Below are 24,125 nucleotides of genomic sequence, written 5' to 3' on the forward strand. Positions count from 1 at the left end.
CGGCGGGTATGATCCTGGGTGAAACCGGACTGCGACTCGCGGTTCGTAAGAACTACGTCAACTTCTATCACTTGGGGCAGGCTATCGCCAAGGTAGCCTTTGATCGCCAGGCCACCCTCTATAGTGAGCAACACGTTAAGTATGTTTTCCCGCAGCAGCAGGGCCAGGCTTACACCCGTTTGACCGGTGAGCAGACGCGGATCCATAACCCCTTGGCTCCTGAGCAGGAGACTCACTATGTCGGTGGAGAAACCCTCGAGGCCTGGATCGGCCGGGCTAAGGGCTACCAGGGAGTTGAAAAACAGTTTGTCGAGGAGATCACCGCAGCGAACGGGACGGTTATTGATCTCGAAGTCGGCCTGCCCGGCAGCGGTTACCGGATCGATCTGGCTGCGCTGGAGGATGTTGATGATCAGATCAACCTGGTGTTCTGGGAGGCAAAACTGTCCGATGACACTCGCTGTCGCTCGAACGGTGAGCGCCCAGAAGTGCTCGACCAGTTGGCACACTATCAGGACTTTCTTGTTGAACCGTGGCGCCAGGAGGAGTTGGTCGAAGCCTATACCAATGCTTGCCGGATCCTGATGACGTTAACCGAACACGCCGGCAAGACGGTGGATCCCCTGATCCTGGCGGTGGCGAAGGGAGAGCGGGAACTGGCCATCGATCCTGTGCCACGATTGCTGATCTTCCATCAGGCCGACAAGGATAGAAACAATACCTGGCAAGCGCATGAGGAAAAATTGAGAGCGCAGGGGGTGACGCTTCAGATCATGACAGAGCGCTCGGCTCGCCGCCTCGCTCGCCGCCTCGCTTGCCGTCACTCTCGCAGCCACTCTCGAACTAACGAGCTCAGCCTATGAAGCCGACCCGGGTTACCCTGCTCAGGGGGGCCGACACCATAGGTGGCAGCTGCATTAAGATCAGCCATGGTGATGACAGCGTGGTCCTGGATTATGGTGCGCCCTTGATGGCGCCCGGTGGCAAATCGTTGGAGCCGAATGCGGTCAAGACCCCCTCCATTGAGAATGGGATCCTGCTCGATATTCAGCAGGGCGATGCCAAGGCTCCCTTGGCCTTTCTGGTGTCTCATGCCCATCCGGATCATTATGGATTGCTGGATCATCTTTCCCCTCAGACGCCGGTCTATCTCTCTGATGGGACACGCTCATTGTTGGAGGTCTGCAACCTCTTTTATGCCGACGAAATGAGATTGAATCGGTTGGCGCACTGCGAGGTGTTTCGGCCAGGTAAGCCCTTTCAGATCGGGCCCTTTACCATTACGGCATTTTTAATGGATCACTCCGCCTTTGGCGCCTGTAGCCTGTTGGTTCAGGTTGCGGGAAAGACCCTCTTTTATACCGGTGACTTTCGGGGACATGGGCGTAAGCAACAGCTTGGTGACTACATCAAGGGCCGGGTGCAACAACCGGATCTGATGCTGATGGAGGGGACGACGCTGGATCAATGTCACTCCCAACGGTTTGCCAGTGAAGCCGAGGTGGAAGCAGCGTTGATCGAGGAACTGAGGCCCGGTGGACAGCCGATATTTGTGGCCGCTTCCGGCAGCAATATTGATCGCCTCGTGAGCCTTTACAATGCGACGAAAAGGACGGGTCGTCGACTGGTGATCGATCTCTATCAGATGTATCTGTTGGAATCGCTGAAGCGTCATGCGCCCGGGCTCCCACCCCATGAGGGCGATCATCTCCGTGTGATCTTTCCCAGAGGCCAAAGGGAGCGTATTGCGCGAGCCTATGGGGAAGATTTCTTAAGACACGCTAAGCGGCATCTGAACCTCAGCAAGCTTGAAGGCAGGGGAGAAGATTGTGTGTTTCGGCTGTCTACCCATGCGATGACGCCTTACTTGAGGGCGTTTGCAGAGCGAGGCGTATCGCCCCGCCTGATCTACTCGATGTGGCAGGGGTATCAAGACAAACAGCCGAGTTTCGCCGAGGTAGAGCGAGAGTTTGGTCAAAGTTGGCACTATATCCATACCAGTGGTCATGCGTATCGGGATCATCTTCAGGCGTTTGCTCGTGAGCTTAAGCCGAAGAAACTGGTGCCAATACACACCCTCAATGGTGAGCAGTTTTCTCAGTACTTTGACAATGTTGTTCTGCTTGAAAATGGCGGGTCCATAGATCTCTAATACAGGTTCGCGCTTTGGGACCGGCCTAGGCACGATCGTGTTGGGAACCGGAGCCGTCCGACAAGCGCCAGAACCATTCTTGGCCAAAGCCCTTCTCCGTTCGGCTCAACATGGTGTTACACAAGAGTCGAGGGGGAACGGGCAATCACAGGTGTCGCTAAGCATCTGTTTATGGAGCAAGTTAATCGAACTCATTTTTCAAATTCGTGTAAGTCATTGATGTAAGTTGCAATTATCTTCGGTTTCGGCATCGGTGTTGCGTTTTAATTGCACTAAGATCTGACAGTGTTCCGTGTCGCGTTCGGCGAGAAGTACGGAATGAGTGAGGTTGTTATGAGATCGGTTTATTCGCTTGCAGTACTGGCTGTCCTGATGGTTATTGTCTCTTTATCCCCTGAGGCAAATGCCGGTGGGGGAAAGCATTTTGTCCTGAATCTCGTGGGCAGTGGTGACATGTATGAGAGTACGGTACCGGACATCGACGGTGATGGGGCGATGGACCCGGCGATCTGCTTCGATGTGCAGCTCTATGATGGTAAGAATCAACGTTTGATCGGCACGGCCACGGATTGTCTGTCCAATATCACCCCGACCGGTACCGGGCTGGCTCTGGTGGGCACCACCTACTTTTATCTGCCTCAGGGCACCCTCATCACCCGGGGTAACACCAGTGTCCAACCGGTATTTCATAATACGGTGACGCCGTCGGGACAAAACATCACCCACATCACAGGCGCTGCGGGCACGGGCAATGCCATTCTCTCCGGCACTGGGCGATTCGCCGGGGCCATGGGGACATCGCGTCTCTCCGGCATGGTGGATCTCAGTGCGTTTGCCGGGGCGGTGGGTCAGCCCATTACCTTCGATTGCCTCTTCATGATCGATCTCTATTGAGGAGTTCGTCTGACGTGCGCCATGACGCCACGGCGGGCCGTGGCGTCATAGAGGTTTAAAGCCATAGGCCCGGTGAGGCGGAGGTGTTGTTCGGGCGAACCGTCCGCTTGGTGCAGGATCTCTCCGATAACCGGCGCAACGGAAAAGAGCAGCAGTGCGGAGATGGCATCATTGAAGCGCCTGCGGGTGTGATTTATTCCTCCTGATCGGATTTGGCCAGAGGAGCGCTTTTTGGCGCTCCGTTGCGCGGCCCCTGTGACTATGGGGTTAACGGGAACGGCGCGCAGGGGGTAGCCTGGTGAAAGCAGATCTGCCACCCGGTCTCCCCACGCCGCCACACTGAGGTGCGCAGGGAATGGCTGGGATCCTGCCCCTCGATCTGCATCCAGGACTGATAGAGTAGCTGGACCAGATCCTTCCCCAGGGTTCGTAGCTCGAAGGCTTGGCTGACAAAACTGATGGGGGCCTGCTGCTCCAGGGGCAGCCACTGCAGCACCGCCTGCTTGCCAAAGCGCAGCCCGGTCGAGCCGATCTCCTCGAAGTCGTCGGCGATCAGTCGGTTTAGCTCCTCCAGGCAAGAGCGGGTGGTCGGTGCCTGCAACCGCAACTCCAGTGCGATCAACTGCTGTGTTAACGTCATTGGGCCATCGCCTCCACTCGGGCGGCTTGCTGCTGAAGTTCGTACATGGCGCGGTAGGTGCCGCCGGGCAGGGCCATCAGCTCACTGTGGCTGCCTCGCTCGGCGATACGTCCCTGGGACAGCAGCTGGATCTGATCGGCCTGCTTGATGGTGGAGAGACGATGGGCCACGGCGATGATGGTGATCTCGCCTCGTAGCCTTGCCAGTGCCTGTTGCACCACCTGCTCGGTTTCGCTGTCGATGCTGGCGGTCGCCTCGTCGAGCAACAAAATTTTCGGTTTCGCTGCCAGGGCCCGGGCGATCACCAGCTGCTGGCGCTGGCCAGTGGAGAGGCGCAGGCCCCCCTCACCCAGCTTGGTCCTGTAGCCCTGGGGCAGGGCAGAGATCGCCTCATGGAGGTGGGCCTTGCGGGCGGCCTGTTCGATCGCTTCGCTGCTCAGGCCCCGACCCATATCGATGTTGGCGTGAAGATCGGAGGAGAGGATAAAGGGCTCCTGGGGGATCAGGCCTATCCCCTGGCGCAGTGCGGTTTGACTGAGCCGGTGCAGATCGTCGCCCCCAAGCAGGATCGTCCCGGGCGGGGCGGGGTAGAACTCCAGCAGCAGGGAGAGCAGGGTGCTTTTGCCTGAGCCGGTATGACCAACAATGGCGTAGAAGCCCCCGTCGGGAACAGAGAGATCGATGTTTTTCAACACAGGCGTTTCAGGCTGGTAGCCAAAGCTCAGATCGCGAATGTCGATGCGACCGCTGGCCAGGGCGCCGGTTTGTTGGCCGTAGTGCTGCTCGGGCTCGTGCAGCAGGGTGGCAACCCGGTCCCCGGCCACCATTGCCTGCTGATAGAGGTTAAAACGCTGGGTGATCTCGGCCAGGGGCTCGGTGAAACGGGCCAGGTAGTTGAGGAAGGCGTAGAGTACGCCGATCTCGGCGATCCCTTCGACCACCTGGTGACCAAACAGCCAGAGGATCCCGACGATGCTGCCGATGCTCAGCAGATCGATGGCGGGCCGCAGCAGCAGGCCGCTGGCGAAGATGGTGCGCAGGCGCGCTCGGTAGTACCCGTCATTGATCTGGCCAAATTGTTCGAGAAAGCGACCCGCCTGGTTACTGCTCTGGATCAGGCTCATGCCACCGATGGATTCGTTCAGACTGCCGTTGATCTCGGCCCGCAGCGCCCGGCTTTGAGCGACCGCCGGGCCGGAGATCTTCTGGTAGAGGTAGATGATGGTGATCACCGCCGGCACCAGGGCCAGGGCGATCAGCATCAGGCGCAGATCCAGGATCGCCATGGCCACCAGGATCCCGCACAGCATGACGGCATTGCCCAGGACGTTGGAGAGGAACTGAACATAGAGATCCTTGATCGCCTCGGTGTCGTTGGTGATCCGGCTGATCAGGGCACCGGTACGGGCGTGATCGAAGTAGCTCATGGGCAGGCGGACAACCCGGGCAAAGGTACGCTTGCGGATCTCGGTGACGGCGTTGAGGGCCATGCGGGTAAAACTCAATGCCTGGAGGAAACGGAAGGCGCCGGCGCCGAGCTGGCAGGCCAGATACAGCACCAGCAGCCACAGCAGCGATGCCGGATCCAGATCGCCGATCAGCAGGTGGTCATCGATATACACCTTGGCCAGCAGGGGACCGGCCACATCCAGTGCCGTGGCCAGCAACAGCAGGACGATGGAGTTGGCCAGCAGCCGGGGATCCCGGTAGATGTAACCGGCCAGCAGTGAGAAGGTGCCCTTATGCCCGTTAGTGCGGCTCATGGCGTGGCCTCCTGTCCAACCGTCTGATCCAGAGCGGCTTCCATCTGCTGGTAGGTCCACATGCGGGCATACCAGCCATCCTGACTGAGCAACTGGTGGTGGCTGCCCCGCTCATGTGCCTGGCCTTGACGCAGCACCAGGATCTCATCGGCCTGCTTGATGGAGGAGAGGCGGTGGCTGATGATGATGCGGCTTTGCTGTGGCCTGTGGTGGCGCAGTTGGGCGAGGATCTTCTGCTCCGTGTCCATGTCGACGGCGGAGAGGGCGTCGTCGAGGATCAGGATCGGCGCATCGGACAGCAGGGCCCGAGCGATGGCGATGCGCTGACGCTGGCCGCCGGAGAGGGTCACTCCCCGCTCACCCACCATGGTGTCGAACCCCTCGGGAAAGCGCAGGATCTCCTGCTCCACCGCCGCCATCCGCGCGGCCTGGCGGATCGCTTCCTCGCCGGCTTCGGGATTGCCCAGGGCGATGTTGTCGCGAATGCTGATGCTAAACAGGAAGGGATCCTGAGGCACCAGGGCAAAGGCCCGGCGCAACTCGGACAGGGCGTACTCATTCAGAGGGTGCCCCCCCAGGCTGAGGGCATCGCCTGTGTCGAACTGCCTCTGTAACAGACGGATCAGGGTGGTTTTACCGGATCCCGTCGGGCCGGCGATCCCCAGTACCTTGCCTTGAGGCAGTGTTACTGAGTCCAGTTGCAGTGCGATCCGTCCCGGTGGCGGCTCATCCGGATAGGCAAAGCTCAACTGCTGGATCTGCAGATCGGCACCGCCCAAGGGCAGGCGCCCCCGATCGGGCACGCTGTCCGGGGTGTTAAACAGGGCTTCCAGTCGGCCGATGGCGGCACTGCCACGCTCGACGATATTGAGCAGCCAGCCAAAGGCAAACATCGGCCAGATCAACTGACCCAGATAGAGGGAGAAGCTGGTCAGTTGGCCTATGGTCAGCTGGTCGTGCAGGATCAGCCAGGTGCCAAAGCCCAGGGAGAGCAGGGTGGTGAACGCCAGGCAGATGAAGATCACCGGATCGTACATCGCTTCGGCCCGCGCCACCTGGAAGGTCTTCTCCGCCGCAGCGTCGGTGATCCGGTTAAACTGCTGGCTTTCTATCGGCTCACGTCCCATCGCCTTGACCAGGCGGATCCCGGCAATCGCCTGCTGGGTGGTTTCATTGAGCTCGGAGAAACGCTCCAAGGAGCGATGAAAGTGACGGTGCAGCAGTTTGGAGATCCGGTAGAACGCCCAGCCCATAAAAGGAAAGGGCAGCAGCGCCACCAGTGTCAGGCGCCAGTCGATCAGGGTGATCATTACCACCAGGATCAGGGCAAAGGTGAGGATCCCATCGAAGCCCGTGAGGATCCCCTCGCCGGCGGCCATCTCCACGGCATCCACATCGTTGGTGGCCCGGGCCATCAGATCGCCGGTACTGTGGGTATTGAAAAAGGCCTGGCCCTGACGGGTGAGGCGCCGATACAGCTGATGTCGAAGATCGCCGCCCAGGCGGTAGGAAGCGCCGAACAGTACCACCCGCCAGCCAAAGCGAAGCAGGTACATGGCCAGGCCCAGGATCAAGAGGTGGGGAAGGTAACCAAACAGCGGGCCGTCAAGGGTGCCTCCCAGTTCGGCCTTGTGAAGCAAGCCATCCAGGGTCTGCCCAATCAGGTAGGGGACGGCGATGTTCATCAGGGCCACCAGCAGCAGCATCACCAGGGCCAGGGCGTAGGTCAGTTTGTGGCGGCGGAAAAACCAGCCGAGGCGAAAAAACAGCGTCATGGTTCATCCTGAAACAGCGCGACTGCCGATAATAGCACAGGCCTTTACGGTCAAAAGATCACGATTTGGTTATCAAGTCAAAACAGAGGTTTGCACTGGGATCTGGCGGATCTCTGCATTAATCTATAGGCCATTGTTGGTTTGCTGAGAAAATGGAAATGCGCGCGAATTTAATTGACGGAAAGGCCCTGTCTGCCGAGGTGCTGGCCGAAGTGAAGCAGGAGGTCAGCCTGTTGACTCAGGATGGCAAGCCCCAACCGTGCCTGGCCGTGGTGCTGGTGGGAGAAGATCCCGCCAGTCAGGTGTATGTGCGCAATAAACTGCTGAAGTGCGAACAGACCGGGATCCGCAGCATCGAGCATAAGCTGGATGCCGACACCTCTGAAGCGGCTCTGCTGGCTCTGCTGGATACCATGAACCGGGATGACAGCATCCACGGGATCCTGGTGCAGCTGCCCCTGCCCAAGCACATCGATGAGCAGAAGGTGATTGGCGCCATCGATCCGGCCAAGGACGTGGATGGCTTTCACCCCCAGAACATGGGACTGTTGCTCAGTGGTGCCGAAGAGGTGCTGGTCCCCTGCACCCCGCTGGGTTGTTTGATCATGTTGCAGAAGACCCTGGGCGATCAACTGTCCGGCAAGCACGTTGTCGTCGTGGGCCGCTCCAACATCGTGGGTAAGCCCGCGGCACTGCTGACCCTGCAGCAGCACTGTACCGTTACCCTGGTGCACTCCCGCACTCAGAATATCGAAGCCCTGTGTCGCCAGGCCGATATCCTGATCGTTGCCGTCGGCCGTCCCGAGATGGTGAAGGCGGACTGGGTGAAAGAGGGGGCGGTGGTGATCGATGTGGGGATCAACCGCGTCGAGCGCGATGGCAAGTTCCGTCTGGTGGGGGATGTGGAGTTTGAGCCGGTGGCCGAGGTCGCCAGTGCCATCACTCCGGTTCCTGGTGGTGTGGGACCCATGACCATCGCCTGCCTGCTGCGTAATACGCTCCAGGCTTACCATCAGCAACAGGGCTAGCTGTTGCAGCTGTGCACTGTGAAGAACCAGCGGGCGCCTCGGCGCCCGTTTTGTTATTGGCACAACCTGGTCAAGTTTGGCGCTTCGAGGAGAGCCATTAAACCCTAGGTAACCCTGTTTAGGGCTGAACCATTGCATAGACAAGTCACTGTTTGCCCAGACAATGGACGAAAGGCGCTGTTTCTTTGCCCAAACCGTTTTTAAGATCATGACGCCGGGTTTGGAATTAGGATAACCTGCGGAGAATTCGTTCTACTAAAAGGGGGCACCTGTGTCTGTGGTGCATACACTAATTTGTTTGGCGGGACGCGAAAATGGCGCCCGTACCGCCCTGATCCATTTGGGATTGGTTCTGAGCCTGCTGTTGCTGGCCGGTCTGTTTTATGGCGCTGGGTTTGCGCCGACTCTGGTGAGTCTGGTCGCCCTGGCCGGTGCCGGGCTCAGTTATGCCAGCGGTCGTCGTCGCCTGGCCGATGCCGGGCAATCTCCGGCGTTAGCGGCCCCAGGTCCTGCCCTGTTTAGCCTGTTTGCCCTGGGCCACTATGCCAGCGCTGGTGCCAGCTGGAGCTGGTGGTTATTGCTGCTGCCCCTGGGCGCAGCGCTTTGGCTTGCTCGCTTGCCACGCCGTCGGGGCGCCGGTCAGGGCAGCTATGTGCAGGGATACCAGGGGCCAGCCATCAAGAGCGAAGCTGGCGCGCCAAGCTATTCGGCCATCTCCCGGGTTGAGCCATCCCTCGACGGTCAGGTTCAACCTGATCCTGTGGCGCCCACCACCTCTGGGGTGGCAGAGCATGACTGGGATGCACCGATCAATGCCGGTATCGACTGGCAGCGACACCTGCAGCCGCTGATTGCTCAGGGGCGCAAGCATGGCAAACTGATTGGTCTGGGGCTGGTGGTGTTGATCGCCTTGGTGTTGTTGGTTCGGGTTCTCGGTGGGGCCCTGAGTTCAAGCAGTGAGGCGGAAGTTCCGGTCGCGGCAGAGCCAACAAGCAGTGAACCCACCTATCAACACGGTGTCACCATGCCGGACAATTACGAGTTGCTGATCAATAACGACGGTTTGATCGTCCGCTGGCCTGGCAGTCCAGACTCTCAAGGTGAGTTATGGTCCCTGCTTACTGCCAAAGGCGATCGCAGCTGCCGGGTCGCGCGCTTTAATAACGGCAACGAATACCGGCCGGTCAAAGTGGAGGCGTATGGGGATGGGATCTATTATGCCTTTTTCTCTCCACTGGATACGTCGGATATGGTCTATGACGTTGCCATGAGAGGCAACTTTAAGCTGTGTGGCTATGATTTTGGCCTGCGTGGCTCCATGGATACCTTGCGGGCCGATCCGGCTTTCGCTCTCTACACTCGACGTTAAGTGTTAATTGGGCTGCGACAGACCTGTCGCAGCCCATTCCTCCCAATCTCCTCGCCAAAACCGTTTTATCTGCTGATTGATTTGGCAAAAGCCAAGCCTATTCTCTATGTTGGTTACAGAATGCCCGTGGCATAGTCGACGGTCCAGGCTGTATACCCAATCGGGGCGCCTCACTGTCGTAAACCACAGTTGGGGAGTCAATGCGCCTATGATCATCGCCATCACTCTGGTTCTGATCCTGATCCTGTCTGTCATTTTTCACTTCTGGGGCCCCTGGGTCTTGCCGGAGCTTGCCTCTAACTGGGGAGACATCGACTTGACCATCGGCATCACGGTGGCTGTGACAGGTCTGGTCTTCATTGCCGTGATCCTCTTTACCGCCTATGCGGTGTTTCGATTTCGTTATCGGCCCGACCGCACCGCCGCCTATGAGCCGGAAAACAAAAAGTTGGAGCTTTGGTTGACCGGGCTGACTGCAGTGGGGATCGTGGCGATGCTGGCACCGGGACTGGCAGTGTACTCAGACGTGGTCAGTGTCCCCGACGACGCCATCGAGGTCGAGGTCCTGGCCAGGCAGTGGAATTGGGGGTTTCGTTTCCCCGGGGAGGATGGGGTGTTGGGTCGAAGCAGCGTAAAGCTGATCAACGCCAACAATCCCTTTGGCCTGGATCCTCAGGATATGGCGAGTCAGGACGACCGCCTCATCAACCACAACGAATTTGTCCTGCCGGTTGATCAGCCGGTTCATGTCAAACTGCGCTCCATCGATGTCCTGCATGACTTCTACATTCCTCAGATACGCAACAAGATGGATGCGGTGCCCGGCATTGTGTCCTCCATGTGGTTTACCCCGACCCGCATCGGCCGATTCGAGATCCTTTGCGCCGAATACTGTGGCGTAGGCCATTACAACATGCGAGGTGGGGTCGAGTTCGCCAGTACCGATGATTTCAATACCTGGCTGGCGGCTCAGCCGACCTTTGCACAAACCCAGGCGCAGGGGGCTTCGCGCCTTTCACCCCAAGCCCTGCGTGGCGAAACCCTGGCCACCGAACAAGGATGCCTGGCCTGTCATGGCTTTGCCGCCAGTCCCCTGGGACCCAGCTGGTCGGGCTTGGTGGGCAAGGTCGAGCGACTGAGCGATGGCAGCACGGAAATCGTGGATGATGCATACCTGGCGGAGTCCATTCGTCAGCCCGGGATCAAGGTGGTGGAGGGGTACGGTAATGTGATGCCTCCCTACGAGCTTTCGGACCAGCAGATCGCCGAACTGATCGCCTATATTCGCGAGATGGGAGGCGTTGCCGGGCAATCGTTGCCTGGAGGAGCGGACCAAGACAGTGCGGCTGAAATGGGTATCGATGGCGCGACTGAGCCCCAGGGGGCCGTCCAGGCCCCGGTCGTTTTGGATGGAGCCGCCCTGGCCGAAGGAAAAGGCTGCCTGGCCTGTCACAGTACCGGATCGGCGCCGATGATCGGCCCCGCCTGGCAGGGGCTGGTGGGTAGCGAGCGGCGACTGCTGGGGGGAGATACCCTGGTGGCGGATCGCGATTACCTGAGGCGAGCCATTGTGGCGCCGGCCGAGGAGGTGGTTGAGGGGTATCCTCCGGTGATGCCGGCGGTGCCCTTAAGCGAGGCTGAGGTAGAGGCCTTGGTGGATTACATCGAGGGGTTGAAGTGATGGATGAGCAGCATAACGTCGGACACCCAGGCGAACCGGATCACCCTCATCTGGGATTCTGGCAGACCTATGTCTTTAGCCAGGATCACAAGACCATCGCGGTGCAGTATACCCTGACCGCCATCGCAGTGGGTCTGGTGGCCCTGGTGCTGTCCGGGCTGATGCGATTGCAGTTGGGCTTTCCCGACAGCTTTAACCTGATCGATCCCAGCGAGTATTACCAGATGGTGACCATGCACGGCATGATCATGGTGGTCTATCTGCTGACCGCCCTGTTCCTGGGGGGATTTGGCAATTACCTGATCCCCTTGATGATTGGCGCCCGGGACATGGTGTTTCCCTTCCTCAACATGCTCAGCTTCTGGTTCTATTTCCTGGCGGTGCTGGTGTTGATGGCGAGCTTCTTCGTGACCGGCGGACCTTCGGGAGCGGGCTGGACCCTCTATCCCCCCCAGGCCATTTTGCCCGGCACTCCGGGTGTGGATGGCGGGATCCTCCTGATGTTGGTGTCGCTGGCCATCTTCATCGTTGCTGCCACCATGGGGGGCCTCAACTACGTCACCACGGTACTGCAGGCCCGGACCCGGGGCATGACCCTGATGCGGATGCCGTTGTCAGTGTGGGGGATCTTCACCGCGACGGTGCTGGCGCTGCTGGCCTTCCCGGCGCTGTTTGTCTCGGCGGTGATGATGCTGTTCGATAAGTTGCTGGGAACCAGCTTCTTTATGCCTGAGATCATCTCCCTGGGACAATCCCTGGATTATGGCGGCGGCAGCCCGGTGCTGTTTCAACACCTATTCTGGTTCTTTGGTCACCCCGAGGTCTACATTGTTGCCTTGCCGGCCTTTGGCATCGTTTCGGATCTGATCAGCATCCATGCTCGAAAGAATATCTTTGGTTATCGCCAGATGGTGTGGGCCATTGTCGGGATCGGGGCTTTAAGTTTCGTGGTCTGGGCACACCATATGTATGTCTCGGGCATGAACCCCTACTTTGGCTTCTTCTTTGCCGCCTCCACCCTGATCATCGCAGTACCCACGGCCATCAAAGTCTACAACTGGGTGCTGACCCTGTGGCAAGGCAACATTCGGCTCAATGTGCCCATGCTGTTCTGCCTGGCCTTTATCCTGACCTTTGTTTTTGGTGGCATGACCGGCCTGTTCCTGGGCAACGTGGTGGTGGATCTGCCCCTGTCCGACACCTATTTCGTCGTGGCGCACTTCCATATGGTGATGGGGGTGGCCCCCATCTTGGTGATCTTTGCCGCCATCTACCACTGGTATCCCAAGATCACCGGGAAAATGCTCAACGACGGCCTGGGCAAGCTGCATTTCTGGATCACCTTCCTGGGGACCTGGGCCATCTACTTTCCCATGCACTACCTAGGTGTGCTGGGCGTTCCCCGTCGCTATTACGCCTATGAAAACTACGACTTTATCCCCCCCGAAGCGGAGACGCTCAACGCCTTTATCACGGTGGCAGCGCTGATCGTGGCGGTGGCGCAACTGCTGTTTCTGTTCAATTTGGCTTGGAGTTATGCCCGTGGCAAAGAAGCGGGATCCAATCCCTGGCAGGCGACCAGTTTGGAGTGGTCGACCCCGCAGACGCCACCGGGCCATGGCAATTGGGGCCCCGAGCTTCCCGTGGTGCACCGCTGGGCTTATGACTACAGCGTTCCTGGCGCAGACAGGGACTACCTGATGCAGACCGATGATTGGGGAGTGAACGCCGATCCTGAGCCCTCCGGACCTGAGACACTCTCATCGGTACCCCCGACCAAGCCGACCCCGGAGGGATCATGAGTTTGCTGACCGAAAAGCCCTGGCTTGCTGGCGACGCGTCCGAGCGGCTTTCGGGGTCCCCCTATGGGATCCGCCGTACCGGTTTGTCCTTCCTGATCGCGGTGATCGGCTCCATGTTCCTGCTCTTTATGGTGGCGATGATCATGCGCACTCAGTTAGGGGACTGGCAGCCCCTGACCGAAAAGCCCTGGCAGCCCCTGTATGATCCCAGCCTGCTATGGCGCAATACCTGGGCCCTGCTGGCCAGCAGCGTCCTGCTTCAGGGGGCCTACTGGAGTTGCCGTCACGCCCTGTTGTTGGCTCGAGGCTTGGCCTTGTTTGCCGCCCTGACGGCGGGGCTGTTCCTGTTGGGCCAATTCCAGGTTTGGCAAGAGTTTGCTGCCCGGGACTACGGCGTCGACAGCAGTGTCGCGGCGAGCTTCTTCTACCTGTTGACCGGCCTGCATGGCCTGCATCTGCTGGCGGGCCTGCTCTTTTGGCCTCGCAGTGCCTATGCCCTGTGGCATAAAGATCTGACGCGGGCGAGGCAAAGCCTCTCCCTGCTGCTGCGCTACTGGCACTTCCTGCTGTTATTGTGGCTGGTGCTTTTTGCGCTACTTACCAGCTCTCCCGGCACCTACCAGGCCCTGGCGGCTTTGTGTGGTGTCGAGATCAAACCCTAGAGAGGGATCGGTTATGAGTAGTAAAACCGAAGGCAAGCCGGGGTGGACCGGTGTGATCCAGGATTGGTCCCACGACAGGGAAACCTTCAAGGTGTCCTGGGGCAAGGCGATGATGTGGATCTTCCTGCTCAGCGACACCTTCATCTTCGCCACCTTCCTGGTGGGCTACATGAGTGCCAGGCTGGCGGCGGTGGAGCCCTGGCCCCTGACGGCAGAGGTGTTCTCCTTGACCGTCGCCGGTCACACCGTTCCCTTGCTGCTCATTGCCATCATGACCTTTATCCTGATCACCTCCAGCGGCACCATGGCCCTGGCGGTAAACTATGGCTATCGGCGCAACCGCAAGGTGGCGGCCTGGTTGATGATCGCCACCGCCATCCTCGGTGCATCCTTCGTGGGGATGCAGGCGTTTGAGTGGTCCAAGTTGATCGAGGAGGGGGTACGTCCCTGGGGCAACCCAATGGGGGCCGCCCAGTTCGGGGCGTCCTTCTTTATGATCACCGGGTTTCATGGTTTGCATGTCTCCATCGGCGTCCTGTTGTTGCTGATCTTTGCCAGGAAGGTGGCGCGGGGAGACTACGAAGGGGGGGATTACGGGATCGTCGAAACCGTGGGACTCTATTGGCACTTCGTCGATCTGGTCTGGGTCTTCATCTTTGCCTTCTTCTACCTCTGGTAAGGAGTCCGTTATGGAACAGGCTCAACAACATCCGCTGGGACTCTATTTCAAGATCTGGTCCCTGCTGTTTTTGCTCAGCGCCATGTCCTACATGGTGGATTATCTGCAGGTTCAGGGCATGTTGCGCTGGTCCTTGATCATCCTGTTTATGGTGCTGAAGGCGGGCCTTATCGTGTCGGTCTTCATGCACATGATGTGGGAACGGATGGCCTTGATCTACGCCATCTTGCTGCCCCCGTTAGTGCTGCTGGTTTTGGTGATGCTCCTTGCCTTGGAGGGCCATTACATCTTTGGTAACCGCTTGGCACACCTGGCCTTTGGTGCAGGCTAGATCTGCGGCGGGCGCTTCGGCTGGAAGGAGATTGCTGTTCTGGACGCAAACAGGCCCCCTGAGCCGGGGGCCTGTTTGCGTTGCTGCCAGGGATTACGCCGTGGCAATGTACTTGATCATCGCCACCACCTGCTCCGGGGTCTCGGCCCAGGCCTGGGCTGCGGCATCCACCTCCTTGAGAGGGTGGATCAGCGCTTCGCTGTGCAGGGTGATGTAGGGCTTGCCCAGGGCAGCGCAGTAGCCGGCGTCGAAAGCCGCGTTCCACTGCTTGTATTGATCACCAAAGCGGACGACGGCAATGTCACACTTCTCGATCTGGGTTTTGGTCCGCATGGCGTTCACCTTGGCAGACTTATGATCCCGCCAGAAGCCTGTTTCTGGGGTACCCAGCAGATCGCCGGCACTGTCAGAGGTTTCGTGATCGGTTACCGCGGATGAGAAAGTCACCTGTAGCCCCTGCTCTTGGCACCCGCGAATGATCTGCTCACGCCAGTCCGTATGGATCTCACCGGAGAGATAGATATTTAATTCCATAACCACCACCTGTATTCATCATTTTTGTCGTCAATTCGGTTGTTGAATTTACTCGGTCTGCACTGCGTCTCGTCGCATCTCTTCGAATGCGTGAGCCTTTGTTGGCGTCGTGCGGGAGTGCGCCCGTTTCAACCCTGCCGCCCAGTCTGCCAGTGCCCTGCAGCCTGTGTCCAACCCTGGGCTGGTCTTAAATAAGTTTTTGAAAAAACAAGGGCTACAGTCTGACGTGCCGGTGATAATCGGGACAATGTTTTGAGCATGGGAAGGTTTCGAAGAGGAGAGCGTTTAATGCCTTGGCCCCAGGGACCTCAGATGGGGCCAATCATGGGGTTATGGCGAACGGCGTCGTCTGAGCCACCAATGCTGTACTTTCACCAGCGGCGGCCAGGCCCCTTCGCTGGTGCCTTTATCGGCAAGCATGGGGTGCTCGGCCATCACGGCTGCCAGTTTGGCCTCCTGCTGGGGGTCGACATCCACCAGCAACAGATGCTGGCCTCGATCGATCGCCTGGTGAAAACGGCCGAGATCGTGATGGGGAGAGTTCAAGCCGATCAGGCCGCCTTCCCAGGTACAAAACCCCAGCACCATCAGCGCCAGCATGACGAAGGGTAGCCAGCTGCCTACCGCCTCGGCCCAGCCGGAATAGGCGACCCCAGCCAGAACGGCAGCGGATAACAGCAGGCCCAGAGCCAGACCCCGCCAGAGGTAGTGGGGCAGATCGTACAGCCAGAACTCTGAGAGGGGGAGCAGTTTGAAGCGGGCCGCCAGGCTGGGTTTCTGGCTCAGCACATGGATCTGGGCCGGTGACAGGCCACGCTTCTCCAGCTGTCGCTCGACAAGCTCCAACTCCCAGAGGCTATTGCTCAGATAGTAGTGCCGAACCATATGCATCCCCACAGAAGGCTTCCTAGAGTGGCCGGGAGCCGGGAGAATCTCGCCCAAACGGGTAGAAAGCCGACTCGTTCGCTCGGATTTAAAACCTTGTCAGTATATATCAGGCTGGCGGCTTTGCCGTTGGCTGGGAACTAGGGATTTAACTGATTGAGTTGGCCGACGAAGCTGGCCAGCTGCTCAGTTTTGTAACAGGCTGAAGACTGGCTGAGATCGTCTCGGTTCACCAGGACGGTACGCATCCCCATCTCCAGCGCCGTGGTCAAGTTGGATGGCTGATCGTCAAACATCACCGCCGTGCGAGACTCGAAACCGAAGTGATCACAGATGGTCTGGAAGGCGTGAGGGTGGGGCTTCATCTTGTAATCGGTTTGCTCGACGGAGAACAGGCCATCGAAACAGTGGCGCAAACCCAGATGCTCCAACAGTCGCTCGGCGTAGGGACGCGGCGAGTTGGTAAAGACGTAGCGGGTCTTATTGTTGGCCAGCAATGCCTGGGCCAGTTGTGGTGCGGCGCGGACCTGAGTGAGATCGACGTCATGGGCATAGAAGGAGAGTGCTTCCAGATCGACCTCGGGGTGGTGCAGTTGCATGCCGCGCAGGGTGCCGCCGTACTTGAGATAGTAGCGGTGGCACAAGTCGTCAGCCTGCTCTGGTGACAGGTTCAAGGCCTCAGCCACGTAGTCGCGAAAGCGCTGGATGATCTGTTCGATGATCTGGTTGTCAGGGTGATAGAGGGTATTATCGAGATCAAACAGGTAGATGTCGCGTTCGAGCAGAGGGGTCACAGAAAAAACTCCGGTTCAGCGGGGGCGCAAGGATAGCAATCGTGCTATCCCAGTGCAAATAGCGGCCGAAGCCGCACGGAGATCAAGCCGCCTGAGTGTTGTTGAGTCGGGTATCCAGGCGAGAGACCAGCAGGTTGACCAGTTCCACCAGACAAGCCAGCTTTGGAATGGCCCCATGGTGGCGCAGTTCATTGGCAAAGTCGTCAGGCTGATCCAGGCCGAACTGGCGGCGGGTGGGCAGGGGGCCTTCATCCTGGAAAGAGATGCACAGGTGGCCATCCGAGCTGATCTCCAGGTGGGGGGCGTCCAGTTCATCGAGCAACAGTTCCAGGGCGTCGACGATCTCCGAGGTCAGTACGACACCGGGATCCACCTCGGCGTCGGCCTGGATCTTGTAGTGGGCATCGAAGGTAGGATTGCCGGTTTGGTGGTGATGATTGCACGAGGTCATCTCGGGATCGGCACTGATGCTGATCCCTTTCAACGGGCTGTGGGTAAAGGGCACAAGAATGCCGTTGCGGTAGCTGTCCAGCAGTGACACAGGCTCTCCCAGTGCCGACTTGACCCGCTCCAGTGGCTTGGTCGTGTCCAGTTCGAGCTGGTCCTGATAGTGGAGCTGATAGAAGTGATACTCGAACTTCAGTTCAGAACTCTCAAACTTACCGTGGAACCAGGCAAGCAGTTGGCGACTGGCGTTGCCGCGCTGAAACTCGCTAAAGCGTTTGGCGAGTTTCTTGGCCTCCAGCTTGGCATTGGCATGGATTGGTTTAAGGGTATCGTTGAAGTGGATGTCTTTTTCGAAGATCCGGTCTGACAGGCGCACAATCCAGGCATTTTTTTCACGACCGTAACGGCGGATAAAAATTGCGGCGATCACCAAACCGATCGTGCCAATCAGCCAGGCCAGGCTCAGCCCACTGTTTAAGCAGAACAGCAACCAGGGGAGATTCATCGACAGCACAGCCAGGGCGAGCCAATTTTCTCTGCGGGCATTGCTGCGCAGGGTGCCGGGATACTCGTTGACCAGGTTGATCACCTCGATCAGCTCTTCTCTGTTTTGTGCCGCTTCGGTTGAATACTCGATGTTGGCAATAAGGCGTTTGAAGGGGTTGCTTTGGTGCATCTGATCCACGCTGCTGTTTGTTGTCATTATCGGCCGAAAGGCCTGGAGTCGGTGTGAGCGATCGCTTGGCCCTGGCGGGGTACCGATGAGGCTCACCGGCTATCACGCTCCGGGCATGAGATCGGCCCCGATAAGCTCTAGGGGCGATCAAAAATGTACGATGCACTCAGTCGAGACGACCAAGCGGGCCGGTAAATAAAATTAGACTGACAGGCGATTGGGGATAGTGCTCAAGAAGCGACAGGGTACATAAAGAGGGCGGGTGGCAATAGAGGGGCCCTGGGGAAGTCCCAGGGCAGGTGTCGCGAGCGGATTCAGGCGATGCGGGCGAGGCCGGCGGCCAGATCGGCGATCAGATCCTCCACATCCTCCAGACCGATGTGAACCCGTACCAGGGTGCCCTCGAAGTCCACCGGGGCGGCCGGGCGGATCTGGTTAAGTTCCTCGGGCTGATTGGCCAGGATCAATGACTCAAAGCCTCCCCAGGAGTAGGCCATGGAGAAATGGGTAAAGTTATCCAGGAACTCGGCCATCTGACTGTCGCTCAGCCGCTGTTTCAGCACGAAGGAGAACAGGCCGTTGCCCCCGGTAAAGTCCCGCAGGAAGACCTCATGGCCCTTGCAGTCGGGCAGGGCCGGGTGGTTCACCCGCGCCACTTCCGGCCGGGTCTTCAGCCACTGGGCGACCTCGAGGCTGGCCTTGGCGTGCTGAGCCAGGCGGACGCCCATGGTACGCAGCCCGCGACTGGCCATGTAGGCGGTGTCGGCATCCACCATCTGGCCCATCAGGTAGGACTGTTCCCGCAACTGTGCCCAGCAGCGCTCGTTGGCGACGGCGGTGCCCAGCATATAATCGGAGTGGCCGATGATGTACTTGGTACCGGCCTGGATGGAGATATCGATGCCGTACTCCAGCGCCTTGAACAGGATCCCCGCCGCCCAGGTGTTGTCGATCATGATCACCACCTCCGGATTGATCGCGCGAACGGCACCGACGATGGCGGGAATGTCCTGAACCTCCATGGTGATGGAGGAGGGGGACTCGAGGAACACCACTCGAGTATTGGGCTGCATCAGATCGGCAATGCCAGCACCCAGGGTGGGATCATAATAGCTGGTGGCCACATTCATCTTGGCCAGCATGATGTTACAGAAGTCCTGGGTCGGCTCGTAGGCAGCCCCGGTCATCAATACATGATCACCGGCCTGAACGAAGGAGAGGATGGCATTGGTCACCGCCGCCGCACCACAGGGGTAGAGGACACAGCCAGCGCCCCCCTCCAACTCGGTCATTGCCTTTTGCAGGGCGAAGTGGGTTTGTGTGCCGCGACGACCGTAGAACAGCTCACCGGTGGCGCGCCCTGCCGTGGCTGTTTTCTTATGGGCTACGGAGTCAAATACCAGGGAGGAGGCCCGTTGAACCACGGGATTCACGGCCCCGTGTGCATACTGGGCTTCCCGGCCGGCGGAGATCAATTGGCTAGCGGTCTTCTTTGAGCTCATGGTTGGGTACTTCCTGTCGATCTTTTGTTGGCGGTGAGGGTTTCACGATCGGCCCCCCGCCTTTGTTATCTTCAATTAGGGGTTGATGCACAGTATCGAAAGCCATGGATGCTGGCAATGGTGGCGGGGCGCCAGCCTGGACTCAGCCCGGCAAACAACGCTGCACCTCCCGGCAGCCATGAGGACCCGGGGCTAAGGCGTTACCGCGGTCAAGTCGTGATCAGGTTACTGCTTTGACCGTGAGTTCGACGCCATACTGCTGCGTCCGTTTTCCTGTCCTGTCGGCAGGCATCTAACACCTCAATCATTAGCGATTGAGTGTCCACTAAAACGGGTCAACTTCAAATCACTCTTAAACAGTTTGTTAGGCGAATACTCGTTTATACGTGAATGTCTCTTTTAGAGTATTAGATACATATGTGTAATAGGAATCTTCAGAGTCATCTACATTAGAGGGACCAACAACTACATACTCAACAGCTTTACCAGAACGAGCCTTCAAGAAGTGCCCATATTGTAAAACCTGCCCAAGAGCTTCTCGTATACAACGATCAGAGGAAAAATATGACTTAACCTCATACAGGATGAACTTATCTTCTAACTCAACTAGTACGTCGATAAAGTTTTTCTCCACTTTCACGCACTCTAAACCATGTGTTTTTACTAATTCATCAGCCAGTAAATTCTGAATCTTATTATGAGCACGAGAAGAAACATAGCCAGCCGTAGCTTCAACTATTACGTCATCAGTATTTTTCAAATGAAGCTGACTTCCTTTAGACTCAGGTTTAGCCACTTCATATGAATAATAGCCAAAAATTGGCTTGATTCGTTCTGGGTCCTCAACCTTATGAATAGTCTGGCCGTAGCCAAACGGAAGCTCATAATCCAAACCTGTTTCAATAAAATCAACCTCTATTGTATGACCTAAATCATCACAGTGTTTATAAACTGGTAAGCCTACACCTTTAACAATTGCATATGCCCCGATTACAAGGCGTGCTTGTTTACCTGAAGGTGCGCTGTGTATTTTTATAGCAACCAAATCACCTGGTTTCAAATTAAGAAAATGCTTGAGCGTGTAATAAGATTCTTTTGATTCTGCCTTTTCTTTTAAGTGCGTGATTATGACTTCATGAGTTTTACCTACGAACTCTTGCATGTCCTCATACCAATTAAATCCTGTTGCAATAACACCTCTTTTTAACATTAAAGGTAAGATGTCATCGAACCCGCGACTCTGATTTCCATACTTACTTCCGATAATGTAATAATTCATTGCCATCTACCGTTTCCACATTATTCGCCTAACGCCCAATTAAGGGGTGAGCAACGCCACCGCCCTACCTAAAGCATTGTACCGTAACCATTAAAATTTAAGTAGAAGCAAAAGTGCCATGCGTTGGGAATCCCTATTAAATTGTTTGTTAGGCAATTTCGGACAACGGAAAAGATTTACAGCCATCTAATATAAACAATGGATGCTCCTTTAACTTTCTTCTGGCCGGAATAAGCGCTTGAAGTTCATCTTTCATAGCCGCCGAAGCGACAAGACCTGTTGCTAATAGTGAAGTAATTGACTCCGTTACCCCCATCGTCATTGGAATAATTGCAGAACCTAGATTCCAGGCTCCAACAGCGGCCCCAACAGTACCCCCCGCCTTTAACACACTACCAATTCTTAGTGCTTCCCAAGCTTCATATTCTCTTTCTTTTAGGTTGAAAAATTCGTGATGGAGGTTAGTAACAAAGTTAATCAGCTCTTCTGGCGATTTATTGTCATATTGGTCCATCTTATTCATTTTTTTAGAGATTGAGCTTTTTGTCTGAGCAAGTATCGGCAATATTTTCTTCCTGATGTGCAATACATCCTCCCATGATGCATCCTTGAGCACCTCTTCAAGCTTATCGTTATCAATAACGCTATATTCGAATGAAAAGTCGATAATAGAGCTGTGCTGTTTATATACGCTTGAATTAGATTTCAGATACTCTAAAGATATATTCGTATTAATAGAGTCAACAGCTATAGGAGTGGCTCTTATAGCTTGAGCTACGCGAATGGCTTTTAGCGCCCTGCCTACACGTAAGTTTGCGATTGTTAACCAATCATCACTAATATCTTCAAATGTCACCCTAGGCCGATATGGAACTTCATGCTTAGACTTTAGCCCGCTTGGCGCAAACCCACCGCCACTGACTATCGTATTAGGCAAACTAAAGGGAAGCTTGGAGTCAGTTGCATCTATTGCGGCACTTCTTACTAACGACTTTTGTGATAAAGCAGCATTGTGCGCAATCCAATATGATGCAGGGTCTATCGATTTTACATCACTTGAATGAATTAGGTTTACTATTCTTCGATTAGTGAGGTTTCCAAGACCTTTCATTAAGTCATGATATAAATCATCGTAATCATCAACTCGTGGGTAATGGCCTCTATCACCCCAAACAGTTGTCATAGAGCCAAAGTCTTCAAAGACTTCGCCATCATTAACTATCGCTTTATCGTCAATATGACTGAATCCAATGCTTTGATGTTGAACAACCAATCTCTTGAGGCTTGTTTCTGCTAAAGGCGTATCACCTGTCATTACAAAAACGCTGTTTTCCACTAAGTTAACTCCAATGCAAAATTAGATGATTATATGAATTGCCTAACGCCCAATTAAGGTGTGAAGCACGCAACCACTATACTTAATTTGACCACCGTAATCGCTGAACTCGACCCAAGCCAAAAATGCCAAGCGTGCTGAATCACTCTTAAATTGTTTGTTAAGTTTCTTTTACCGATGGACAAACTGTTCTCTGTAATGCCCCAACTCCAAACATTTTGAGCATTCTTCGCTTTCACGGTAATAAACCCTTTTACTTCCAACGGTCATTTGTACACGTTCAACAACGCTGTCTCCCCTGCCTTTAAGTTGAACAACTTGCAACTCTGGCTTACAGCACCGAAGAATCCCTTGTAAGAGTTCAACTGTGGAAGATTGCACTTTTGGTCCGAGTATCAATTTTTTCACTGCAATCGGTACATATATGTCCGATGTGATACAGCGGAACTCTTTCTCATACTTCCAACTCGAATCCTTATATTTTAAAATTTCTATCGCCTTGTCTTTTGTTAATTGATTTTTAGAAACCTTTGGCTTGTTTCGATAAGAAACTTTAACTGGTTCCGAACTTTCTAGCAGTTCAAACTCAATGGCACAACCACGCCCACCATCTGCATAATGTGCCCACATCAATATGTTTGAATCGTCAGGAGTAAAACAACACACTCGAAGATCTTCGAGTACGTTTTTCCACACTTCCTCTAGGTCATCAGGGATCGTACCGTCAACCTTAATCACTCCCTCCATGGGGTCATTAAGCTCACTATACTTACTGGCATACAATCTTTCTCGAAGCAATATGTCCAATACGAACTCAAAATTACCTAGTGATTTATATTTGTAAAATGTATTTTTGTTCATTTGAACTACCTGTTGAAACTTAACGCCCCCAACAGGGGACGAGCGTAGCGAGATCCCGCGCACGCAGTGCGCATTTCTGATTGGGCTTGTTAGATAGACGAGTCATTGGCACTGTACTTATGCCTACCAAACTCATTTAAACAACCGCTTGCGCCTTTTCGTAAGATGTGAAAGTCGAACCAGCCCATCTCAACCCGATTCAGTAGGAAAGCATTCCCTCTCACATAATACGTGGTTCCATCCAACTCAATGACTAAATGGACATCGCCTTTCCCATCTTCTCTACAAGATTCCACATTAGCGTAAGAGCCACTTTCTAAGACCCGTAGATCACCGTTGCCATTGAACCAATCTTCGGTACGGTTTAGCTCAATCTCACTCGTCGCATACAGCACGAGTGCTTCACTTGAAACATCACTCTCATAGAGCTCTATCGCCCCCCAAATGAGAAAGACGATGAGGATTGCTTGTAACCACTTCATAAGTCTATCTAACAGTGTATTAGTCCGACCGTGCAAGGTTGCGTTACCTTGCAAGCTTCTCCTACCTTGTAAGGTTGGAGGCAATATGTACAAATAAAACAGGAAGTACCGCAAAATATGGTGACTGCAGTCCGGCGGAAAGGGCATCGGGCGAAGTATCGGAACGTTAGTGCAGCATCCATTGCTCAGGGTGATCTTCCCAAGGTACGCCCAGTCATTGAGAGTACGGATTAGGGTACGGGCGAACCTGTTTGCCATCACATCGAGTGGCAGCGAACTGACGGAATTGACTGCTACGACTTTGATTTTGACGGCCACTCTTTTACCACCAACTAGGGCAACAGCGTATGGGATGGCGTTGATTTTGGGAAGGGCTCAGAAGAGCTTTGCCCGGATTGAAGTAAAGCTGAGTCTTCGTTGGCCAATACCTCTACCTGCGTTGTTATCGGCAGTGAATATCGCTGGTGCTGTTGGGCCAAGCCATTAGGGATTTGCTCCGGGTTTACCATGAGCTTTTTGTCGCCTGGCATTGTGCTCGGCAGCAGATTATCCA

General features: G+C 55.9%; 22 protein-coding genes. 10 read left to right on the plus strand and 12 right to left on the minus strand.

The window, feature by feature from the left end; translation table 11 throughout:
* The first annotated feature begins 8 nt into the window (after positions 1-8).
* The 3 genes from AC2D8U_RS04140 (at position 9) to AC2D8U_RS04150 (ending at position 3,046) form a co-directional block, all read left to right on the plus strand.
* Positions 9-863 (plus strand): hypothetical protein, encoded by an 855-nt coding sequence (locus AC2D8U_RS04140; protein ID WP_484617785.1) that lies wholly within the window; start codon positions 9-11, stop codon positions 861-863.
* The gene (locus AC2D8U_RS04145) at positions 860-2,152 is read left to right on the plus strand and encodes an MBL fold metallo-hydrolase (protein ID WP_484617786.1); all 1,293 of its coding nucleotides are present in this window, start codon (positions 860-862) and stop codon (positions 2,150-2,152) included. Before AC2D8U_RS04140 ends, AC2D8U_RS04145 begins: the two co-directional genes overlap by 4 nt.
* A 333-nt stretch (positions 2,153-2,485) precedes the next feature.
* Entirely contained in the window at positions 2,486-3,046 is a 561-nt protein-coding gene (locus AC2D8U_RS04150; protein ID WP_484617787.1) for a hypothetical protein, read from the plus strand.
* Positions 3,047-3,305: 259 nt separating this feature from the next.
* On the opposite strand, the gene AC2D8U_RS04155 is transcribed toward AC2D8U_RS04150, so the two are convergent.
* Genes AC2D8U_RS04155 through AC2D8U_RS04165 form a run of 3 tightly spaced genes read right to left on the minus strand, consistent with a single transcriptional unit; the run spans position 3,306 to position 7,224 of the window.
* Positions 3,306-3,686 carry a nuclear transport factor 2 family protein gene (locus AC2D8U_RS04155; RefSeq protein ID WP_484617788.1) on the minus strand — a complete coding sequence of 127 codons (381 nt, stop codon included), beginning with the start codon at positions 3,684-3,686 and terminating at the stop codon, positions 3,306-3,308.
* The gene (locus tag AC2D8U_RS04160; RefSeq protein WP_484617789.1) at positions 3,683-5,449 is read right to left on the minus strand and encodes an ABC transporter ATP-binding protein; all 1,767 of its coding nucleotides are present in this window, start codon (positions 5,447-5,449) and stop codon (positions 3,683-3,685) included. Before AC2D8U_RS04160 ends, AC2D8U_RS04155 begins: the two co-directional genes overlap by 4 nt.
* A complete protein-coding gene (locus AC2D8U_RS04165; protein WP_484617790.1) occupies positions 5,446-7,224 on the minus strand; it encodes an ABC transporter ATP-binding protein in 1,779 nt (592 codons plus the stop codon). The genes AC2D8U_RS04160 and AC2D8U_RS04165 overlap by 4 nt, the downstream gene beginning before the upstream one ends.
* 158 nt (positions 7,225-7,382) lie before the next feature.
* Between AC2D8U_RS04165 and folD the strand changes: the two genes are divergently transcribed.
* From folD to AC2D8U_RS04200, 7 genes are all read left to right on the plus strand, one after another.
* The gene (gene folD / locus AC2D8U_RS04170) at positions 7,383-8,252 is read left to right on the plus strand and encodes a bifunctional methylenetetrahydrofolate dehydrogenase/methenyltetrahydrofolate cyclohydrolase FolD (RefSeq protein WP_484617791.1); all 870 of its coding nucleotides are present in this window, start codon (positions 7,383-7,385) and stop codon (positions 8,250-8,252) included.
* Between the two features lie 280 nt (positions 8,253-8,532).
* Positions 8,533-9,621, plus strand: a complete 1,089-nt coding sequence (locus tag AC2D8U_RS04175; RefSeq protein WP_484617792.1) for a hypothetical protein — start codon at positions 8,533-8,535, stop codon at positions 9,619-9,621.
* 208 nt (positions 9,622-9,829) lie between these two features.
* Complete coding sequence (locus AC2D8U_RS04180; protein ID WP_484617793.1) at positions 9,830-11,302, plus strand: c-type cytochrome; 1,473 nt, start codon at positions 9,830-9,832, stop codon at positions 11,300-11,302.
* Positions 11,302-13,104 (plus strand): cytochrome c oxidase subunit I, encoded by a 1,803-nt coding sequence (gene ctaD, locus AC2D8U_RS04185; protein WP_484617794.1) that lies wholly within the window; start codon positions 11,302-11,304, stop codon positions 13,102-13,104. The genes AC2D8U_RS04180 and ctaD overlap by 1 nt, the downstream gene beginning before the upstream one ends.
* Positions 13,101-13,766: a cytochrome c oxidase subunit 3 gene (locus tag AC2D8U_RS04190; protein ID WP_484617795.1), complete on the plus strand. Its 666-nt coding sequence runs from the start codon at positions 13,101-13,103 to the stop codon at positions 13,764-13,766. The genes ctaD and AC2D8U_RS04190 overlap by 4 nt, the downstream gene beginning before the upstream one ends.
* A 13-nt stretch (positions 13,767-13,779) precedes the next feature.
* Positions 13,780-14,445, plus strand: a complete 666-nt coding sequence (locus tag AC2D8U_RS04195) for a heme-copper oxidase subunit III family protein (protein WP_484617796.1) — start codon at positions 13,780-13,782, stop codon at positions 14,443-14,445.
* 10 nt (positions 14,446-14,455) lie between these two features.
* Entirely contained in the window at positions 14,456-14,776 is a 321-nt protein-coding gene (locus tag AC2D8U_RS04200; protein ID WP_484617797.1) for a cytochrome C oxidase subunit IV family protein, read from the plus strand.
* A 93-nt stretch (positions 14,777-14,869) separates the two neighbouring features.
* On the opposite strand, the gene AC2D8U_RS04205 is transcribed toward AC2D8U_RS04200, so the two are convergent.
* The 9 genes from AC2D8U_RS04205 to AC2D8U_RS04245 all read right to left on the minus strand — a co-directional run bounded on the left by AC2D8U_RS04205 (position 14,870) and on the right by AC2D8U_RS04245 (position 23,572).
* On the minus strand, positions 14,870-15,310 hold the full coding sequence (locus tag AC2D8U_RS04205) for a YtoQ family protein (RefSeq protein WP_484617798.1): 441 nt from the start codon (positions 15,308-15,310) through the stop codon (positions 14,870-14,872).
* A gap of 330 nt (positions 15,311-15,640) precedes the next feature.
* Positions 15,641-16,201 carry a hypothetical protein gene (locus tag AC2D8U_RS04210; protein WP_484617799.1) on the minus strand — a complete coding sequence of 187 codons (561 nt, stop codon included), beginning with the start codon at positions 16,199-16,201 and terminating at the stop codon, positions 15,641-15,643.
* Positions 16,202-16,335: 134 nt separating this feature from the next.
* On the minus strand, positions 16,336-16,989 hold the full coding sequence (locus AC2D8U_RS04215) for a pyrimidine 5'-nucleotidase (RefSeq protein ID WP_484617800.1): 654 nt from the start codon (positions 16,987-16,989) through the stop codon (positions 16,336-16,338).
* Positions 16,990-17,071: 82 nt separating this feature from the next.
* Complete coding sequence (locus AC2D8U_RS04220) at positions 17,072-18,139, minus strand: hypothetical protein (protein ID WP_484617801.1); 1,068 nt, start codon at positions 18,137-18,139, stop codon at positions 17,072-17,074.
* A 287-nt stretch (positions 18,140-18,426) separates the two neighbouring features.
* Positions 18,427-19,614 (minus strand): cystathionine beta-lyase, encoded by a 1,188-nt coding sequence (gene metC, locus AC2D8U_RS04225; RefSeq protein ID WP_484617802.1) that lies wholly within the window; start codon positions 19,612-19,614, stop codon positions 18,427-18,429.
* 364 nt (positions 19,615-19,978) lie between these two features.
* Positions 19,979-20,899, minus strand: a complete 921-nt coding sequence (locus tag AC2D8U_RS04230; RefSeq protein ID WP_484617803.1) for a hypothetical protein — start codon at positions 20,897-20,899, stop codon at positions 19,979-19,981.
* Positions 20,900-21,041: 142 nt separating this feature from the next.
* Positions 21,042-22,229: a hypothetical protein gene (locus AC2D8U_RS04235; RefSeq protein ID WP_484617804.1), complete on the minus strand. Its 1,188-nt coding sequence runs from the start codon at positions 22,227-22,229 to the stop codon at positions 21,042-21,044.
* A 171-nt stretch (positions 22,230-22,400) separates the two neighbouring features.
* Positions 22,401-23,090 (minus strand): DUF2971 domain-containing protein, encoded by a 690-nt coding sequence (locus AC2D8U_RS04240; RefSeq protein WP_484617805.1) that lies wholly within the window; start codon positions 23,088-23,090, stop codon positions 22,401-22,403.
* Between the two features lie 89 nt (positions 23,091-23,179).
* Positions 23,180-23,572 (minus strand): hypothetical protein, encoded by a 393-nt coding sequence (locus AC2D8U_RS04245; protein WP_484617806.1) that lies wholly within the window; start codon positions 23,570-23,572, stop codon positions 23,180-23,182.
* Positions 23,573-24,125 lie beyond the last annotated feature (553 nt).

This window comes from Ferrimonas sp. YIN67, assembly GCF_057219095.1.

What these genes read in the sequence shown, in the direction of transcription:
- AC2D8U_RS04165 (WP_484617790.1), bottom strand. Translation starts at nt 7,224, where the DNA reads ATGACGCTGTTTTTTCGCCTCGGCTGGTTTTTCCGCCGCCACAAACTG.
- AC2D8U_RS04140 (WP_484617785.1), top strand. Translation starts at nt 9, where the DNA reads ATGATCCTGGGTGAAACCGGACTGCGACTCGCGGTTCGTAAGAACTAC.
- AC2D8U_RS04230 (WP_484617803.1), bottom strand. Translation starts at nt 20,899, where the DNA reads ATGGCAATGAATTATTACATTATCGGAAGTAAGTATGGAAATCAGAGT.
- AC2D8U_RS04210 (WP_484617799.1), bottom strand. Translation starts at nt 16,201, where the DNA reads ATGCATATGGTTCGGCACTACTATCTGAGCAATAGCCTCTGGGAGTTG.
- metC (WP_484617802.1), bottom strand. Translation starts at nt 19,614, where the DNA reads ATGAGCTCAAAGAAGACCGCTAGCCAATTGATCTCCGCCGGCCGGGAA.
- AC2D8U_RS04220 (WP_484617801.1), bottom strand. Translation starts at nt 18,139, where the DNA reads ATGACAACAAACAGCAGCGTGGATCAGATGCACCAAAGCAACCCCTTC.
- AC2D8U_RS04195 (WP_484617796.1), top strand. Translation starts at nt 13,780, where the DNA reads ATGAGTAGTAAAACCGAAGGCAAGCCGGGGTGGACCGGTGTGATCCAG.
- AC2D8U_RS04155 (WP_484617788.1), bottom strand. Translation starts at nt 3,686, where the DNA reads ATGACGTTAACACAGCAGTTGATCGCACTGGAGTTGCGGTTGCAGGCA.
- AC2D8U_RS04240 (WP_484617805.1), bottom strand. Translation starts at nt 23,090, where the DNA reads ATGAACAAAAATACATTTTACAAATATAAATCACTAGGTAATTTTGAG.
- AC2D8U_RS04205 (WP_484617798.1), bottom strand. Translation starts at nt 15,310, where the DNA reads ATGGAATTAAATATCTATCTCTCCGGTGAGATCCATACGGACTGGCGT.
- AC2D8U_RS04145 (WP_484617786.1), top strand. Translation starts at nt 860, where the DNA reads ATGAAGCCGACCCGGGTTACCCTGCTCAGGGGGGCCGACACCATAGGT.
- AC2D8U_RS04180 (WP_484617793.1), top strand. Translation starts at nt 9,830, where the DNA reads ATGATCATCGCCATCACTCTGGTTCTGATCCTGATCCTGTCTGTCATT.
- AC2D8U_RS04200 (WP_484617797.1), top strand. Translation starts at nt 14,456, where the DNA reads ATGGAACAGGCTCAACAACATCCGCTGGGACTCTATTTCAAGATCTGG.
- AC2D8U_RS04190 (WP_484617795.1), top strand. Translation starts at nt 13,101, where the DNA reads ATGAGTTTGCTGACCGAAAAGCCCTGGCTTGCTGGCGACGCGTCCGAG.
- AC2D8U_RS04245 (WP_484617806.1), bottom strand. Translation starts at nt 23,572, where the DNA reads ATGAAGTGGTTACAAGCAATCCTCATCGTCTTTCTCATTTGGGGGGCG.
- AC2D8U_RS04160 (WP_484617789.1), bottom strand. Translation starts at nt 5,449, where the DNA reads ATGAGCCGCACTAACGGGCATAAGGGCACCTTCTCACTGCTGGCCGGT.
- AC2D8U_RS04150 (WP_484617787.1), top strand. Translation starts at nt 2,486, where the DNA reads ATGAGATCGGTTTATTCGCTTGCAGTACTGGCTGTCCTGATGGTTATT.
- folD (WP_484617791.1), top strand. Translation starts at nt 7,383, where the DNA reads ATGCGCGCGAATTTAATTGACGGAAAGGCCCTGTCTGCCGAGGTGCTG.
- ctaD (WP_484617794.1), top strand. Translation starts at nt 11,302, where the DNA reads ATGGATGAGCAGCATAACGTCGGACACCCAGGCGAACCGGATCACCCT.